General features: G+C 57.7%; 17 protein-coding genes. All 17 read left to right on the top strand.

The features are described from left to right. Nucleotides 1-1361, top strand: a 1361-nt coding sequence (gene yidC, locus AC3I65_RS26280; protein ID WP_488524293.1) for a membrane protein insertase YidC, incomplete at its 5' end; no start/stop codon positions are given. 79 nt (nucleotides 1362-1440) lie between these two features. Further along, complete coding sequence (gene mnmE, locus AC3I65_RS26275; RefSeq protein ID WP_107323176.1) at nucleotides 1441-2811, top strand: tRNA uridine-5-carboxymethylaminomethyl(34) synthesis GTPase MnmE; 1371 nt, start codon at nucleotides 1441-1443, stop codon at nucleotides 2809-2811. A 559-nt stretch (nucleotides 2812-3370) separates the two neighbouring features. Beyond that, a complete protein-coding gene (gene mnmG, locus AC3I65_RS26270) occupies nucleotides 3371-5263 on the top strand; it encodes a tRNA uridine-5-carboxymethylaminomethyl(34) synthesis enzyme MnmG (protein ID WP_047230101.1) in 1893 nt (630 codons plus the stop codon). Between the two features lie 5 nt (nucleotides 5264-5268). Next, nucleotides 5269-5904 (top strand): 16S rRNA (guanine(527)-N(7))-methyltransferase RsmG, encoded by a 636-nt coding sequence (gene rsmG, locus AC3I65_RS26265; RefSeq protein ID WP_171061291.1) that lies wholly within the window; start codon nucleotides 5269-5271, stop codon nucleotides 5902-5904. An 18-nt stretch (nucleotides 5905-5922) separates the two neighbouring features. After that, entirely contained in the window at nucleotides 5923-6720 is a 798-nt protein-coding gene (locus AC3I65_RS26260; RefSeq protein WP_003187199.1) for a ParA family protein, read from the top strand. 9 nt (nucleotides 6721-6729) lie between these two features. Continuing rightward, entirely contained in the window at nucleotides 6730-7602 is an 873-nt protein-coding gene (locus tag AC3I65_RS26255; RefSeq protein WP_003207098.1) for a ParB/RepB/Spo0J family partition protein, read from the top strand. A gap of 148 nt (nucleotides 7603-7750) precedes the next feature. Next, the gene (locus AC3I65_RS26250; protein ID WP_047230099.1) at nucleotides 7751-8158 is read left to right on the top strand and encodes a F0F1 ATP synthase subunit I; all 408 of its coding nucleotides are present in this window, start codon (nucleotides 7751-7753) and stop codon (nucleotides 8156-8158) included. A 16-nt stretch (nucleotides 8159-8174) separates the two neighbouring features. Continuing rightward, complete coding sequence (atpB, locus tag AC3I65_RS26245) at nucleotides 8175-9044, top strand: F0F1 ATP synthase subunit A (protein ID WP_047230098.1); 870 nt, start codon at nucleotides 8175-8177, stop codon at nucleotides 9042-9044. Nucleotides 9045-9176: 132 nt separating this feature from the next. Then, nucleotides 9177-9434, top strand: coding sequence for a F0F1 ATP synthase subunit C (atpE, locus tag AC3I65_RS26240; RefSeq protein ID WP_003097235.1), 258 nt, complete (start codon nucleotides 9177-9179; stop codon nucleotides 9432-9434). A 58-nt stretch (nucleotides 9435-9492) separates the two neighbouring features. Beyond that, the gene (locus AC3I65_RS26235; RefSeq protein WP_047230097.1) at nucleotides 9493-9963 is read left to right on the top strand and encodes a F0F1 ATP synthase subunit B; all 471 of its coding nucleotides are present in this window, start codon (nucleotides 9493-9495) and stop codon (nucleotides 9961-9963) included. A 12-nt stretch (nucleotides 9964-9975) separates the two neighbouring features. Continuing rightward, a complete protein-coding gene (locus AC3I65_RS26230) occupies nucleotides 9976-10512 on the top strand; it encodes a F0F1 ATP synthase subunit delta (protein ID WP_047230096.1) in 537 nt (178 codons plus the stop codon). A 21-nt stretch (nucleotides 10513-10533) separates the two neighbouring features. Beyond that, nucleotides 10534-12078, top strand: a complete 1545-nt coding sequence (atpA, locus tag AC3I65_RS26225) for a F0F1 ATP synthase subunit alpha (protein ID WP_025216279.1) — start codon at nucleotides 10534-10536, stop codon at nucleotides 12076-12078. Between the two features lie 50 nt (nucleotides 12079-12128). Beyond that, the gene (atpG, locus tag AC3I65_RS26220; protein ID WP_003207090.1) at nucleotides 12129-12989 is read left to right on the top strand and encodes a F0F1 ATP synthase subunit gamma; all 861 of its coding nucleotides are present in this window, start codon (nucleotides 12129-12131) and stop codon (nucleotides 12987-12989) included. A 27-nt stretch (nucleotides 12990-13016) separates the two neighbouring features. Further along, nucleotides 13017-14393, top strand: a complete 1377-nt coding sequence (atpD, locus tag AC3I65_RS26215; protein WP_047230095.1) for a F0F1 ATP synthase subunit beta — start codon at nucleotides 13017-13019, stop codon at nucleotides 14391-14393. Nucleotides 14394-14438: 45 nt separating this feature from the next. Then, the gene (locus AC3I65_RS26210) at nucleotides 14439-14864 is read left to right on the top strand and encodes a F0F1 ATP synthase subunit epsilon (protein WP_047230094.1); all 426 of its coding nucleotides are present in this window, start codon (nucleotides 14439-14441) and stop codon (nucleotides 14862-14864) included. A gap of 115 nt (nucleotides 14865-14979) precedes the next feature. After that, nucleotides 14980-16347 carry a bifunctional UDP-N-acetylglucosamine diphosphorylase/glucosamine-1-phosphate N-acetyltransferase GlmU gene (glmU, locus tag AC3I65_RS26205; protein WP_076383162.1) on the top strand — a complete coding sequence of 456 codons (1368 nt, stop codon included), beginning with the start codon at nucleotides 14980-14982 and terminating at the stop codon, nucleotides 16345-16347. Between the two features lie 223 nt (nucleotides 16348-16570). After that, the gene (locus AC3I65_RS26200; protein WP_047230092.1) at nucleotides 16571-17347 is read left to right on the top strand and encodes a DeoR/GlpR family DNA-binding transcription regulator; all 777 of its coding nucleotides are present in this window, start codon (nucleotides 16571-16573) and stop codon (nucleotides 17345-17347) included. Nucleotide 17348: the final 1 nt, after the last annotated feature.

The raw sequence follows: 17348 nt of genomic DNA, 5'->3' as shown, positions 1-17348 counted from the left end.
TGTATCCGCGCCGCCAGGACCATCCGGAAATTCCATTCCAGTTGTTCGATAACGGCAATGAGCGGACCTATCTGGCCCAAAGTGGTCTGATCGGCACCAACGGCCCGGATGCAAACCCGGCCGGCCGCCCGGTTTACTCCTCCGAGAAGAAGACTTATCAACTGGCTGACGGTCAGGACCAATTGGTCGTGGACCTGAAGTTCAGCAAGGACGGCGTCAATTACATCAAGCGTTTCACTTTGAAACGTGGCCTGTATGACGTGACTGTTTCCTATCTGATCGACAACCAGAGCGCACAGCCCTGGTCTGGTGCGATGTTCGCGCAGCTCAAGCGTGACGCCAGCGATGATCCTTCCTCCAGCACCGCCACCGGTACCGCGACTTACCTGGGCGCTGCCCTGTGGACAAGTTCGGAGCCGTACAAGAAAGTGTCCATGAAAGACATGGACAAGGCGCAGCTCAAGGAAACCGTACAAGGTGGCTGGGTTGCCTGGTTGCAGCACTATTTTGTAACCGCCTGGATCCCGCAAAAAGGCGAGAACAACGTCGTCCAGACGCGTAAAGACAGCAAAGGCAACTACATCGTCGGTTATACCGGCCCGGCATTGACCGCTGCACCAGGTGCAAAAGTCGAGACCAGCGCGATTCTGTATGCCGGTCCAAAAAGCCAAGCGGTGTTGAAAGAGTTGTCCCCAGGTCTGGAACTGACCGTGGACTACGGGTTCCTGTGGTTCATTGCCCAGCCAATCTTCTGGCTGCTGCAACATATCCACAGCATCGTCGGTAACTGGGGCTGGTCGATCATCTTCCTGACCATGCTGATCAAGGGGATCTTCTTCCCATTGTCGGCAGCCAGCTACAAATCCATGGCTCGCATGCGCGCAGTGGCACCGAAACTGGCCGCCCTGAAAGAACAACATGGCGATGACCGGCAGAAAATGTCCCAGGCCATGATGGAGCTGTACAAGAAAGAGAAGATCAACCCGTTGGGTGGTTGCTTGCCGATTCTTGTCCAGATGCCTGTGTTCCTGGCGCTGTACTGGGTGCTGCTGGAAAGCGTCGAGATGCGCCAGGCACCGTTCATGCTGTGGATTACCGACCTGTCGATCAAGGATCCGTTCTTCATCCTGCCGATCATCATGGGCGCGACCATGTTCATTCAGCAGCAGCTGAACCCAACGCCTCCGGACCCTATGCAGGCGAAGGTCATGAAGATGATGCCGATCATCTTCACCTTCTTCTTCCTGTGGTTCCCTGCGGGCCTGGTGCTGTACTGGGTTGTGAACAACGTGTTGTCGATTACCCAGCAGTGGTACATCACGCGTAAGATCGAAGCGGCTACGAAAAAAGCCGAGGCGTAACTTGCTCTGTGGATAACCACACAAAACGCCCCCTAGTGGGGCGTTTTGCTATCTGCCACTTTTGTCTGGATACCGGTTTATGAGCGCACCTCGTGAAACCATCGCCGCCGTTGCTACTGCCCAAGGTCGCGGCGGAGTCGGCATCGTCCGTATTTCGGGACCGTTGGCCAGCGTCGCGGCAAAGGCCATCAGCGGTCGAGAACTCAAACCGCGGTTTGCTCACTACGGCCCTTTTTTCAGTGATGACCAGCAGGTGCTCGATGAAGGCCTGGCTTTGTATTTTCCTGGTCCCAACTCGTTCACCGGCGAAGATGTGCTGGAACTGCAAGGCCATGGTGGTCCGATCGTCCTGGACATGTTGCTCAAGCGTTGCCTCGAACTGGGGTGTCGTCTTGCGCGACCAGGCGAGTTCAGCGAGCGCGCATTCCTCAATGACAAGCTCGACCTGGCCCAGGCCGAAGCCATTGCTGATCTGATCGAAGCCAGTTCCGCACAGGCCGCGCGCAATGCCTTGCGATCCCTGCAGGGCGCTTTTTCCCAGCGTGTGCATAACCTCACCGAGCAACTGATCGGCCTGCGGATCTACGTCGAGGCCGCGATCGACTTTCCCGAGGAAGAGATCGACTTTCTCGCCGATGGTCACGTGCTCAGCATGCTCGACAAGGTCCGCGATGAGTTATCCACAGTACTGCGCGAAGCCGGGCAGGGTGCTTTGTTGCGCGATGGGATGACGGTGGTGATCGCCGGAAGGCCAAATGCCGGCAAATCCAGCCTCCTCAACGCCTTGGCAGGCCGTGAGGCCGCGATTGTTACCGAGATCGCCGGCACCACCCGGGATATTCTGCGCGAACATATCCACATCGATGGTATGCCCCTGCATGTGGTCGACACGGCCGGCCTGCGGGATACCGACGACCATGTGGAAAAAATCGGCGTGGAGCGTGCGCTCAAAGCCATCGGCGAGGCTGACCGCGTGTTGTTGGTGGTCGATGCCACGGCCCCGGAAGCGGATGATCCTTTCGCTTTGTGGCCAGAGTTTCTGGAAACCCGGCCTGACCCTTCGAAAGTCACGCTGATTCGAAACAAGGCCGACCTGACCGGGGAACCCGTGACCCTGGAGGTCAGCGCTGATGGCCACGTCACCATTAGCCTCAGTGCGAAATCCGCGGATATGGGACTGGAGTTGCTGCGCGAACATTTAAAGGCCTGCATGGGTTACGAGCAGACTTCGGAAAGCAGCTTCAGCGCCCGTCGTCGGCACCTGGAGGCGCTGCGCCATGCCAGCGCGGCGCTGGAGCACGGTCGCGCGCAACTGACCCTTGCCGGAGCCGGTGAGCTACTGGCCGAAGATTTACGTCAGGCCCAGCAAGCTCTCGGGGAAATTACCGGGGCCTTCAGCTCTGATGACCTGCTTGGTCGAATCTTCTCCAGCTTCTGCATCGGTAAATAACCCATTCCTTAAGAACCCGGCTGCTATCGACCCTACAACGAGTCCATGCAGCCGGTTTTCTCTCTTTTCTAGAACGATTGCCCTGCATGGCGGCTTGCCTGTGGGCGGTGTCTGGATCAAAAGCCAGTTTTCCTGTGGATTAAGCCCTGTGAATAACTGACCCTGAGCTCGGTTGATAAACCCCCTTCAAAACTGAAGATAACCACCTCTGTGGATAACCACCCCATTCATCCACAGGCTTACACCGGTTATCCAAGCCCCTCAGCCGCACCTGACCACAGGGTTTTGAATCTCTGTACATATTGAATATAAAGGCCTTCAGAGCTTTATCCACAGAAATGAGGCTCAGTAAGAATAAACATAAAAACAAAGGTTTTATAAATTTCTTTCTTTTTAATTTCTTTAACCTCGACTTCTCCACAGCTGGTTAAATTTTGTGCAAAGGGTTCTTTAGGAAAGGGGAAGTCCCTATACTTGCCGACCTGGCTCGAAAAACGCCCAAAGCCAGGCTCAAACCTATTTTCCGAATTACCTGAATTAAGCAGGCACGAGGTGCGTGGTGGATTTCCCTTCCCGTTTTGAAGTGATCGTCATCGGCGGCGGTCATGCCGGTACCGAGGCAGCACTTGCATCAGCACGCATGGGGGCTAAAACCCTGTTGCTGACGCATAACGTGGAAACCCTCGGCGCCATGAGCTGCAACCCCGCCATTGGTGGGATTGGCAAAAGCCATCTGGTCAAGGAAATCGATGCCCTCGGTGGCGCGATGGCCATGGCCACGGATAAAGGTGGCATTCAGTTTCGTGTATTGAACAGCCGTAAAGGCCCGGCCGTGCGGGCTACTCGTGCCCAGGCCGACCGTGTCCTGTACAAGGCCGCTGTCCGCGAAATCCTGGAAAACCAGCCGAACCTGTGGATATTTCAACAGGCAGCCGATGACCTGATCGTCGAGCAGGACCAGGTGCGTGGTGTTGTGACCCAGATGGGCCTGCGCTTCTTCGCTGATTCCGTGGTGCTGACCACCGGGACCTTCCTCGGTGGACTTATCCACATCGGCATGCAGAACTATTCCGGCGGTCGCGCAGGTGATCCACCCTCAATCGCACTGGCCCAGCGCCTGCGTGAGTTGCCGTTGCGTGTCGGTCGCCTGAAAACCGGTACGCCACCGCGCATCGATGGCCGCTCTGTGGATTTCTCGGTGATGACCGAGCAGCCGGGCGATACGCCGATTCCGGTCATGTCGTTCATGGGCTCCAAAGCGCAGCACCCGAAACAGGTGAGCTGCTGGATCACCCATACCAACGCCCGCACTCACGAAATCATTGCTGCCAACCTGGATCGCTCGCCCATGTATTCCGGCGTGATCGAAGGTATCGGCCCGCGTTATTGCCCATCGATCGAAGACAAGATCCATCGGTTTGCCGACAAGGAAAGCCATCAGGTCTTCATCGAACCCGAAGGCCTGACGACGCACGAGCTGTACCCGAACGGGATTTCCACTTCCCTGCCGTTCGACGTGCAACTGCAGATCGTCCAATCGATTCGCGGCATGGAAAACGCCCACATCGTTCGTCCGGGCTATGCCATCGAATACGATTACTTCGACCCGCGGGACCTCAAGTACAGCCTGGAAACCAAAGTCATCGGCGGCCTGTTCTTTGCCGGACAAATCAACGGCACCACCGGTTACGAAGAGGCCGGTGCCCAAGGCCTGCTGGCTGGCGCCAACGCAGCGCTGCGCGCCCAGGGCAAGGACAGCTGGTGCCCGCGCCGCGATGAGGCGTATATCGGTGTGCTTGTGGATGATTTGATTACCCTGGGTACTCAGGAACCGTATCGGATGTTCACCTCCCGTGCCGAATATCGTCTGATCCTGCGTGAAGACAACGCTGACCTGCGCCTGACCGAGAAAGGTCGCGAGCTGGGGCTGGTCGATGACGTTCGCTGGGCCGCGTTCTGCAAGAAGCGCGAGAGTATCGAGCTGGAAGAACAGCGCCTGAAAAGCACTTGGGTTCGTCCTGGTACCGAGCAGGGCGATGCCATCGCGACCAAATTCGGCACACCGCTGACCCACGAATACAACTTGCTCAACTTGTTGAGCCGCCCGGAAATCGATTATGCCGGGCTGGTGGAAGTGACCGGTCAGGGTGCGGAAGATCCGCAGGTGGCCGAGCAGGTCGAGATCAAGACCAAATACGCCGGTTACATCGACCGTCAGCAAGACGAAATCGCCCGTCTGCGCGCCAGTGAAGACACAAAACTGCCTGTGGATATCGACTACACGGGCATTTCCGGGTTGTCGAAGGAAATCCAGAGCAAGCTCGGTGCGACTCGTCCAGAGACCCTGGGCCAGGCTTCGCGCATTCCCGGTGTGACCCCGGCGGCCATTTCCCTGTTGATGATTCATTTGAAAAAACGCGGCGCGGGCCGTCAGTTGGAGCAAAGCGCTTGAGTTCGATGGTCACCTCGCAACACGCCGAAGAGTTATCCACAGGTGCCCGTCAGCTCGGCGTCAGCCTGACCGAAGCCCAGCACGCGCAGTTGCTGGGCTATCTGGCCCTGTTGATCAAATGGAACAAGGCCTACAACCTGACCGCGGTGCGCGATCCGGATGAAATGGTCTCGCGGCATCTGCTCGACAGCCTCAGCGTCATGTCCTTCATCGAAGACGGCCGCTGGCTCGATGTCGGCAGTGGCGGTGGCATGCCGGGTATCCCGCTGGCGATCCTGTTTCCTGGCTCGCAAGTGACCTGCCTGGACAGCAACGGCAAGAAAACCCGCTTCCTGACGCAGGTCAAACTCGAACTCAAACTGGATAACCTGCAAGTTATCCACAGCCGCGTCGAAGCGTTCCAGCCTGCCCAGCCTTTCAACGGGATCATCTCCCGGGCGTTCAGCAGCATGGAAAACTTCAGCAACTGGACTCGCCACCTGGGCGATGCCGATACGCGCTGGCTGGCAATGAAGGGCGTTCATCCGGCCGATGAGCTGGTAGCATTGCCGGCAGACTTCCACCTCGATAGCGAACACGCCCTGGCCGTACCCGGTTGCCAAGGCCAACGCCATCTGCTGATACTGCGCCGCACGGCATGATTGGGAATACAAGCAACAATGGCTAAGGTATTCGCGATAGCGAACCAGAAGGGTGGTGTGGGTAAAACCACCACCTGCATCAACCTCGCAGCATCCCTGGTCGCGACCAAGCGCCGGGTGTTGCTGATCGATCTCGATCCACAGGGCAACGCCACCATGGGTAGCGGTGTGGATAAACATGGCCTGGAAAACTCCATTTACGATGTTCTGATCGGCGAATGCGATCTGGGCCAGGCCATGCATTTCTCCGAACACGGCGGTTATCAACTGCTGCCGGCCAACCGTGACCTGACGGCGGCCGAAGTGGTTCTGCTGGAAATGCAGATGAAGGAAAGCCGCCTGCGCAGCGCCTTGGCGCCGATTCGGGAAAATTACGATTACATCCTGATCGACTGCCCACCGTCGCTTTCGATGCTGACTCTCAACGCCCTGGTGGCCGCTGATGGGGTGATTATTCCCATGCAGTGCGAGTACTTTGCCCTCGAAGGGTTGAGCGACCTTGTGGATAACATCAAGCGCATTGCCGAACTGCTGAACCCGGAGCTGAAAGTCGAGGGCCTGCTGCGGACCATGTATGACCCGCGCCTGAGCCTGATGAACGACGTATCGGCCCAGCTCAAGGAACACTTCGGCGAGCAGCTCTACGATACGGTCATTCCGCGTAACATCCGTTTGGCCGAAGCGCCGAGCTACGGCATGCCGGCCCTGGCCTACGACAAACAATCCCGAGGCGCGCTGGCCTACCTGGCCCTGGCGGGCGAGATGGTTCGCCGCCAGCGCCGAAACCCACGCACCGCTGCTGCCCAGCCAACTTAAGGAAACCCCATGGCCGTCAAGAAACGAGGTCTCGGACGTGGACTGGATGCACTGCTCAGTGGCCCCACTGTCAGTTCGCTGGAAGAGCAGGCCGTACAAGTCGATCAGCGCGAGCTGCAACACTTGCCCCTGGACCTGATCCAGCGCGGCAAGTATCAGCCGCGTCGGGACATGGATCCGCAGGCACTGGAAGAGCTGGCCCAGTCGATCAAGAGCCAGGGCGTGATGCAGCCGATCGTGGTTCGGCCGATCGCCAACGGGCGCTTCGAGATCATCGCCGGCGAACGCCGCTGGCGTGCCAGCCAGCAGGCGGGTCAGGAAACCATTCCGGCGATGGTCCGCGATGTACCGGATGAAACCGCCATCGCCATGGCGCTGATCGAGAATATCCAGCGCGAAGACCTCAACCCGATCGAAGAGGCTGTGGCCCTGCAGCGTTTGCAGCAGGAGTTCCAGCTGACTCAACAGCAGGTCGCCGAGGCGGTGGGCAAGTCCCGCGTGACCGTGGCCAACCTGTTGCGCCTGATTGCCTTGCCGGAAGTCATCAAGACCATGCTGTCCCATGGTGATCTGGAAATGGGGCATGCCCGGGCGTTGCTCGGTTTGCCGGAAAATCAACAGGTTGAAGGGGCGCGACATGTTGTCGCACGAGGCCTGACTGTGCGCCAAACCGAGGCACTGGTTCGTCAGTGGCTCAGTGGTAAACCGGCACCTGTCGAAGCACCGAAAACCGATCCGGATATCGCACGCCTGGAACAGCGCCTGGCCGAGCGCCTAGGCTCTGCGGTGCAGATTCGCCACGGCAAGAAGGGCAAAGGGCAATTGGTGATCGGTTATAACTCCCTCGATGAGCTGCAAGGTGTCCTTGCGCACATTCGCTGAAACAATTGCTCTTGTAGCGCGCAGTCGGAAATCACTACCTGGCAGTTGAATAGGGGCAGAACCGCCCCTATACTCTGCGCGCATTTTGTCGGCACAAATTATGCCAAGTTATTGAATTATGGCGGCCGATCATTGGAGAGCAAAAGCGATGGAAACACGCACGCCAAACCGCTTGCCGTTCCATCGTCTGGCTGTTTTCCCGGTGTTGATGACCCAATTCGTCGTTGTTCTGATCGCTGCTTTGGCGCTCTGGCAATGGAAGGGAGTCGTCGCCGGATACTCAGGGCTTTGCGGAGGCCTGATAGCCTTGCTTCCCAATATTTATTTCGCTCACAGGGCATTTCGGTTTTCCGGCGCCCGAGCAGCCCAAGCCATCGTCCGGTCTTTTTATGCCGGTGAGGCGGGGAAACTGATTTTGACGGCAGTGCTGTTTGCATTGACGTTCGCAGGTGTGAAGCCACTGGCGCCGCTGGCTGTATTCAGCGTCTTCGTGCTGACCCAACTGGTTAGCTGGTTCGCTCCCCTGCTAATGAGAACAAGACTTTCGAGACCTTAGGGCGTTTGAGGCAACCATGGCAGAGACAACCGCTTCGGGCTATATCCAGCACCACTTGCAGAACCTGACCTTCGGGCAGCTACCCAATGGCGGCTGGGGCTTTGCTCACACCGCAGCAGAAGCCAAGGAAATGGGCTTCTGGGCCTTCCACGTCGACACGCTCGGCTGGTCGGTCGCATTGGGTCTGATCTTCGTGCTTCTTTTCCGCATGGCGGCGAAGAAGGCGACTTCCGGTCAGCCTGGTGCACTGCAGAACTTCGTTGAAGTATTGGTCGAATTCGTCGATGGCAGCGTGAAAGACAGCTTCCATGGCCGTAGCCCGGTGATCGCACCGCTGGCACTGACCATCTTCGTCTGGGTGTTCCTGATGAACGCCATCGACCTGGTACCGGTCGACTGGATTCCTCAGCTGGCCATCCTGATCTCCGGCGATTCGCACATCCCATTCCGCGCCGTGTCGACTACCGACCCGAACGCGACCCTGGGCATGGCGTTCTCGGTTTTCGCACTGATCATTTTCTATAGCATCAAGGTCAAGGGCATCGGCGGCTTCATCGGCGAACTGACCCTGCACCCGTTCGGCAGCAAGAACATTCTCGTTCAGGCCCTGCTGATCCCGGTGAACTTCCTTCTGGAGTTCGTGACCCTGATCGCCAAACCGATCTCCCTGGCCCTGCGTCTGTTCGGCAACATGTATGCCGGCGAGCTGGTGTTCATCCTGATCGCCGTGATGTTCGGCAGCGGTCTGCTCTGGCTCAGCGGCCTGGGTGTAGTTCTGCAGTGGGCGTGGGCTGTGTTCCACATCCTGATCATCACCCTGCAGGCGTTCATCTTCATGATGCTGACCATCGTCTACCTGTCGATGGCGCACGAAGAAAACCATTAAGGCCAGTCTCGACTAGTCTGATGTCCTTCCCGGTCACACGGGAAGGGGCCCGAACGGGCTTGATGAAACGATTTGTTTTACCGCTTTAATCTAAAAAACCTAAACCATACGACGTAAAAGTCGGGAGGAAAGATGGAAACTGTAGTTGGTCTAACCGCTATCGCTGTTGCACTGTTGATCGGCCTGGGCGCACTGGGTACCGCAATTGGTTTCGGCCTGCTGGGCGGCAAGTTCCTGGAAGGCGCCGCGCGTCAGCCAGAAATGGTTCCAATGCTGCAAGTTAAAATGTTCATCGTGGCTGGTCTGCTCGACGCCGTGACCATGATCGGTGTTGGTATCGCTCTGTTCTTCACCTTTGCGAACCCGTTCGTTGGTCAAATCGCTGGCTAATTACTCGGATGTCTCGAGTAGATTGGTGTGATGGACAACGTAACTGCGAGGTGTTGGCGTGAACATTAATGCGACCCTGATTGGCCAGTCCGTTGCGTTCCTGATTTTTGTACTGTTCTGCATGAAGTTCGTATGGCCTCCGGTCATTGCGGCATTGCACGAACGTCAAAAGAAGATCGCGGATGGTCTGGACGCTGCCAGCCGTGCAGCTCGCGACCTGGAGTTGGCCCATGAGAAAGTGGGTCAGCAACTGCGCGAAGCGAAAGCTCAGGCAGCTGAAATCATCGAGCAAGCCAAGAAACGCGGTACCCAGATTGTCGACGAAGCCCGTGAACAGGCTCGCGTCGAAGCTGACCGTGTGAAGGCTCAGGCTCAAGCCGAGATCGAACAGGAACTGAACAGTGTCAAAGACGCCCTGCGTGCCCAAGTGGGTGCCCTGGCTGTTGGCGGTGCTTCGAAGATCCTGGGTGCCACAATCGATCAAAACGCGCACGCAGAGCTGGTAAACAAACTGGCTGCTGAAATTTAAGCGAGGGCGATCATGGCAGAACTGACCACGTTGGCCCGACCTTACGCTAAGGCGGCCTTCGAGCACGCTCAGGCCCACCAGCAACTGGCCAATTGGTCAGCCATGCTCGGCCTGGCAGCAGCGGTGTCGCAAGACGACACCATGCAGCGCGTGCTCAAGGCCCCGCGACTGACGAGCGCAGAAAAGGCCGCCACGTTCATTGACGTGTGCGGCGACAAGTTCGATGCCAAGGCACAGAATTTCATTCACGTCGTTGCCGAAAACGACCGTCTCCCGCTTCTGCCGGAGATCGCCGCATTGTTCGACCTGTACAAGGCTGAGCAAGAGAAGTCGGTAGACGTGGAAGTGACCAGTGCTTTTGCATTGAACCAAGAACAGCAAGACAAACTCGCCAAGGTTCTCAGTGCACGACTCAACCGGGAAGTGCGTCTGGACGTTACGGAAGACCCTGCCTTGATTGGTGGTGTCGTTATCCGCGCCGGTGACCTGGTTATCGATGGCTCGATTCGCGGCAAAATCGCGAAACTTGCCGAAGCATTGAAATCTTGAGTTTGAAGGGGCAGCAGAGCAATGCAGCAACTCAATCCTTCCGAAATAAGTGAAATTATCAAGGGCCGCATCGACAAGCTCGATGTGACCTCCCAAGCCCGTAACGAAGGCACTGTCGTCAGCGTATCTGACGGCATCGTGCGGATTCACGGTCTGGCCGACGTCATGTACGGCGAGATGATCGAGTTTCCGGGCGGCGTCTACGGTATGGCCCTCAACCTGGAGCAAGACTCTGTAGGTGCCGTGGTATTGGGCGCGTACACGTCTCTGGCTGAAGGCATGAGCGCCAAGTGCACCGGCCGCATCCTCGAAGTTCCGGTTGGTAAGGAACTGCTGGGTCGCGTAGTCGACGCACTGGGTAACCCAGTTGACGGCAAAGGTCCGCTGAACAACACCGAGACCGATGCGGTCGAGAAAGTTGCTCCAGGCGTGATCTGGCGTAAGTCGGTAGACCAGCCTGTACAGACTGGCTACAAGGCTGTCGATGCCATGATCCCTGTCGGCCGTGGCCAGCGTGAGCTGATCATCGGTGACCGTCAGATCGGTAAAACCGCTCTGGCGATCGACGCGATCATCAACCAGAAGAACAGCGGCATTTTCTGCGTCTACGTGGCAATCGGTCAGAAGCAATCGACCATCGCCAACGTGGTTCGCAAGCTGGAAGAAAACGGCGCCCTGGCCAACACGATCATCGTGGCTGCCAGTGCTTCGGAATCTCCTGCGCTGCAGTTCCTGGCACCGTACTCCGGTTGCACCATGGGCGAATACTTCCGCGACCGCGGTGAAGACGCGCTGATCGTTTATGACGATCTGTCCAAGCAGGCAGTGGCTTACCGCCAGATCTCCCTGCTGCTGCGCCGTCCACCAGGCCGTGAAGCTTACCCAGGCGACGTGTTCTATCTCCACTCCCGTCTGCTGGAGCGCGCATCCCGCGTTTCGGAAGAGTACGTAGAGAAGTTCACCAACGGCGCAGTGACCGGCAAAACCGGTTCCCTGACCGCACTGCCGATCATCGAAACCCAGGCTGGCGACGTTTCCGCGTTCGTTCCGACCAACGTGATTTCCATCACCGACGGTCAGATCTTCCTGGAATCGGCCATGTTCAACTCCGGGATCCGTCCTGCTGTGAACGCCGGTGTTTCGGTATCCCGTGTGGGTGGTGCCGCTCAGACCAAGATCATCAAGAAGCTCTCCGGTGGTATCCGTACCGCTCTGGCTCAGTACCGTGAACTGGCGGCATTCGCCCAATTCGCGTCTGACCTGGACGAAGCGACCCGTAAGCAACTTGAGCATGGTCAGCGCGTTACCGAGCTGATGAAGCAGAAGCAATACGCTCCGATGTCGATCGCTGACATGGCGTTGTCGCTGTATGCCGCTGAACGTGGGTTCCTGACTGACGTCGAAATCGCCAAGGTCGGCAGCTTTGAACAAGCGCTGATTGCTTACTTCAACCGCGATCACGCCGATTTGATGGCGAAGATCAACGTGAAGGGTGACTTCAATGACGAAATCGACGCTGGCATGAAAGCCGGTATCGAGAAGTTCAAGGCCACCCAAACCTGGTAAGCCGCAGCGGGAGTCGCAAGGCTCCCGCTTGCTAACCTGATAGGTGTTACATGGCAGGCGCAAAAGAGATTCGCAGTAAGATTGCGAGCATCAAAAGCACGCAAAAGATTACCAGCGCCATGGAAAAAGTGGCGGTCAGCAAAATGCGCAAGGCACAAATGCGCATGGCTGCTAGCCGTCCCTACGCGGAGCGCATCCGCCAGGTAATTGGTCATCTGGCCAACGCCAACCCGGAATATCGCCACCCGTTCATGATCGACCGCGCCATCAAGCGCGTCGGTTACGTTGTGGTGAGCAGTGACCGTGGTCTGTGCGGTGGCTTGAACACCAACCTGTTCAAGGCCCTGGTCAAGGACATGGCTGTAAACCGTGAACAAGGCGTCGAGATCGATCTGTGCGTGATTGGTAGCAAAGGTGCGGCTTTTTTCCGCAACTTCGGCGGTAACGTCGTCGCTGCTATCAGCCACCTGGGTGAAGAGCCGTCGATCAATGATCTGATCGGCAGCGTCAAGGTGATGCTGGATGCTTACCTGGAAGGCCGTATTGACCGCCTGTCCGTGGTATCCAACAAATTCATCAACACCATGACGCAACAGCCTACCGTGGAGCAGTTGATTCCACTGGTGGCGACCCCGGAACAGGAACTCAAGCACCACTGGGACTACCTCTACGAACCGGATGCCAAAGAGCTGCTTGACGGCTTGATGGTCCGCTACGTGGAATCGCAGGTTTACCAGGCGGTGGTCGAGAACAACGCAGCTGAACAAGCGGCGCGGATGATCGCGATGAAGAACGCTACCGACAACGCCGGTGATCTGATCAGTGATTTGCAACTGATCTACAACAAGGCGCGTCAGGCTGCGATCACCCAAGAGATCTCGGAAATCGTCGGCGGCGCTGCCGCGGTTTAACGGTTCAAATATTCAGAGGATCCAGCTATGAGTAGCGGACGTATCGTTCAAATCATCGGCGCCGTTATCGACGTGGAATTTCCACGCGACAGCGTACCGAGCATCTACAACGCGCTGAAAGTACAAGGCGCGGAAACCACTCTGGAAGTTCAGCAGCAGCTGGGCGACGGCGTGGTACGTACCATTGCGATGGGCTCCACCGAAGGCTTGAAGCGCGGTCTGGATGTTGTCGACTCTGGCGCAGCCATCTCCGTACCGGTCGGTAAAGCGACCCTGGGCCGGATCATGGACGTACTGGGCAACCCGATCGACGAAGCAGGTCCGATCGCCACCGAAGAGCGCTGGGGCATTCACCGTCCTGCGCCATCCTTCGCTGAACAGGCAGGCGGCAACGACCTGCTGGAAACCGGCATCAAGGTTATCGACCTGGTTTGCCCGTTCGCCAAGGGCGGTAAAGTCGGTCTGTTCGGTGGTGCCGGTGTGGGCAAGACCGTAAACATGATGGAACTGATCCGTAACATCGCCATCGAGCACAGCGGTTATTCCGTGTTCGCCGGTGTGGGTGAGCGTACTCGTGAGGGTAACGACTTCTACCACGAGATGAAGGACTCCAACGTTCTGGACAAAGTGGCACTGGTTTACGGTCAGATGAACGAGCCGCCGGGAAACCGTCTGCGCGTAGCCCTGACCGGCCTGACCATGGCCGAGAAGTTCCGTGACGAAGGTAACGACGTACTGTTGTTCGTCGACAACATCTACCGTTACACCCTGGCCGGTACTGAAGTATCCGCACTGCTGGGCCGTATGCCTTCGGCAGTAGGTTACCAGCCGACCCTGGCTGAAGAGATGGGCGTGCTGCAAGAGCGCATCACTTCGACCAAGGAAGGTTCGATCACCTCGATCCAGGCGGTATACGTACCGGCGGACGACTTGACCGACCCGTCGCCAGCGACCACCTTCGCCCACTTGGACGCGACCGTCGTTCTGTCCCGTGACATCGCTTCCCTGGGTATCTACCCAGCGGTAGACCCACTGGACTCGACTTCGCGTCAGCTGGACCCGAACGTGATCGGCCAGGAGCACTACGACACCGCTCGCGGCGTTCAGTACGTGCTGCAGCGTTACAAAGAGCTGAAGGACATCATTGCGATCCTGGGTATGGACGAGCTGTCGGAAACCGACAAGCAGTTGGTATCCCGCGCTCGTAAGATCCAGCGCTTCTTGTCGCAGCCGTTCTTCGTGGCTGAAGTCTTCACCGGTGCCTCGGGTAAATACGTTTCCCTGAAAGACACCATTGCTGGCTTCAAAGGCATCCTCAACGGTGACTACGACCACCTGCCAGAACAAGCGTTCTACATGGTCGGCGGCATCGAAGAAGCGATCGAGAAAGCCAAGAAACTGTAATCCCGGCGCCCGGCAACGGGCGCTAATTTAGGTTGAGGCAATCAGATGGCTATGACAGTCCATTGCGATATCGTCAGTGCGGAAGGGGAAATTTTCTCCGGTCTGGTCGAGATGGTGGTTGCGCATGGTGAGCTGGGCGATCTTGGTATCGCTCTGGGTCACGCACCGCTGATCACTAATCTGAAACCAGGTCCGATCCGCTTGATCAAGCAGGGCGGGGAATCCGAGGTGTATTACATCTCCGGTGGTTTCCTCGAGGTTCAGCCGAACATGGTCAAGGTCCTTGCCGACACCGTGCAACGTGCTGCCGACCTGGACGAAGCCTCCGCTCAGGAAGCCGTCAAGGCTGCTGAGAAGGCCTTGCATGAGCGCGGCGCCGAGTTCGATTACGGCTCTGCTGCTGCACGTCTGGCCGAGGCCGCAGCCCAGCTGCGCACCGTCCAGCAGATCCGCAAGAAGTTCGGCGGCTAAGCCGTCTGCTTTCTGTGCGATTGATTAAAAAGGGTAGCCTCGGCTACCCTTTTTTCTTTTTCCGACACTCATCATCTGGTCGCAGCCGCTGACCACCCAGGATTGGTAGCCAGTCATGTCTCTCGAAATCGTTATCCTCGCGGCGGGTCAAGGCACTCGCATGCGTTCGGCGCTACCCAAGGTATTGCACCCGGTGGCCGGCAACTCCATGCTCGGTCATGTTATCCACAGCGCCCGGCAACTTGATCCACAGCGCATTCACGTGGTGATCGGCCACGGGGCGGATGCTGTGCGTGAGCGCTTGGCGGCGGATGACCTTAATTTTGTCCTGCAGGATAAACAACTGGGGACCGGCCACGCGGTGGCCCAGGCGGTGCCATTTATTACCGCCGATACGGTACTGATTCTCTACGGCGACGTGCCGCTGATCGAAGTCGATACCTTGCAGCGCCTGCTCAAGCATGCTGCTCCACAGCAATTGGGCCTGCTGACCGTCGAGCTGGATGACCCCACTGGTTACGGCCGCATTGTGCGCAACGCCGACGGCCAGGTGACAGCGATTGTCGAGCAAAAGGACGCCAACGAAGCCCAGCGCGCGATCACCGAAGGCAACACCGGCATTCTTGCCGTACCGGCTGAACGCCTGGGCGACTGGATGAGTCGTTTGTCGAATAACAATGCCCAGGGCGAGTACTACCTGACCGATGTGATTGCCATGGCTGTCAACGACGGGCTGGTGGTCGCCACTGAGCAGCCGCTGGATGCCATGGAAGTGCAGGGCGCCAACGATCGCCGGCAACTGGCCGAACTGGAGCGTCACTATCAATTGCGCGCCGCCCGCCGCCTGATGGCTCAGGGCGTGACCCTGCGCGACCCGGCCCGTTTCGATGTGCGCGGTGAAGTCAGCGTCGGCCGCGATGTGGTCATCGACATCAACGTTATCCTTGAAGGCAAGGTCATCATCGAAGACGACGTGGTCATCGGCCCGAACTGTGTGATCAAGGACAGTACCCTGCGAAAAGGCGTGGTGATCAAAGCCAACAGTCACCTCGATGGCGCCGTCATGGGCGAAGGCAGCGACGCGGGCCCATTTGCTCGCCTGCGTCCGGGTACTGTGCTGGAAGCCCGCGCCCATGTGGGTAACTTCGTCGAGCTCAAGAATGCCCACATGGGCGAAGGCGCCAAGGCCGGTCACCTGACCTATCTGGGTGACGCTGAAATCGGTGCACGCACCAACATTGGCGCCGGTACCATCACCTGCAATTACGACGGCGCCAATAAGTATCAGACGACTATTGGTGAGGACGTGTTCATCGGCTCCAATAATTCGCTGGTTGCACCGGTGACCATCGGTGATGGATCAAACACCGCAGCAGGTTCAACCATCAATCAGGATGTGGATAAGTCTCAACTGGCTGTGGCCCGTGCGCGGCAGCGCAACATCGATGGCTGGAAGCGCCCAGTCAAAATCCAGAAAACCTGAGTTATCCACAACTCCGGTCGCCGCCATCGCGAGCAGGCTCGCTCCCACACTGAATTCTCGGCTGACACGGGCCCCGTGGACGCTGCAATCAATGTGGGAGCGAGCCTGTTCGCGATGGCGTTCATGTTCACTCAGTTTCTGAATTTTTCTGCTCTTGTCTTGACGACATGCTTCCAATAGGTTTTGATTACTTACGTTATCTTTCGAATCGAAATTTATCCTTATGTCCAAGCGCAACACACCACAGCGCCGCCACAACATCCTTGCCTTGCTTCAAGAGCAGGGCGAAGTCAGTGTTGATGAGTTGGCCAAGCGCTTCGAAACCTCGGAAGTTACGATTCGCAAGGATCTCGCCGCGCTGGAAACCAACGGCTTGCTGCTGCGTCGTTACGGTGGCGCGGTTCCCATGCCGCAGGAACTGGTCGCCGATAACGGGCAAGCCGTCTCCAAATACAAACAAGCCATTGCCCGGGCCGCGGTGAAGCGGGTCCGCGAACATGCGCGGATTATCATCGACAGCGGCAGCACCACCGCGGCAATGATTCCTCAGCTCGGACTGCAGCCGGGGTTGGTGGTGATGACCAATTCCCTGCATGTCGCCAGTGCCCTGAGCGAGCTGGAGCATGAACCGGTGCTGTTGATGACCGGCGGCACCTGGGATCCTCATTCCGAGTCGTTCCAGGGCCAAGTCGCGGAGCAGGTCCTGCGCTCCTACGATTTCGACCAGTTGTTTATCGGCGCCGACGGCATCGATCTGGTCCGAGGCACCACCACCTTTAACGAACTGCTGGGCCTGAGCCGTGTAATGGCTGAGGTAGCCCGCGAAGTGATCGTGATGGTGGAGGCCGACAAGATCGGCCGAAAAATCCCCAACCTGGAACTGCCGTGGAGCAGCGTCCATACCCTCATTACCGATGATCGCCTGCCCGTGGAGGCCCGCGATCAGATTCAGGCCCGTGGGATCAATGTGATCTGCGCGTCTGTCAGCCAGGAGAAATAGC

The sequence above is a fragment of the Pseudomonas sp. N-1-13 genome (assembly GCF_057787095.1).
Note: the sequence above shows the minus strand (reverse complement) of the source record. Positions and strands in the feature narration are given on the sequence as shown.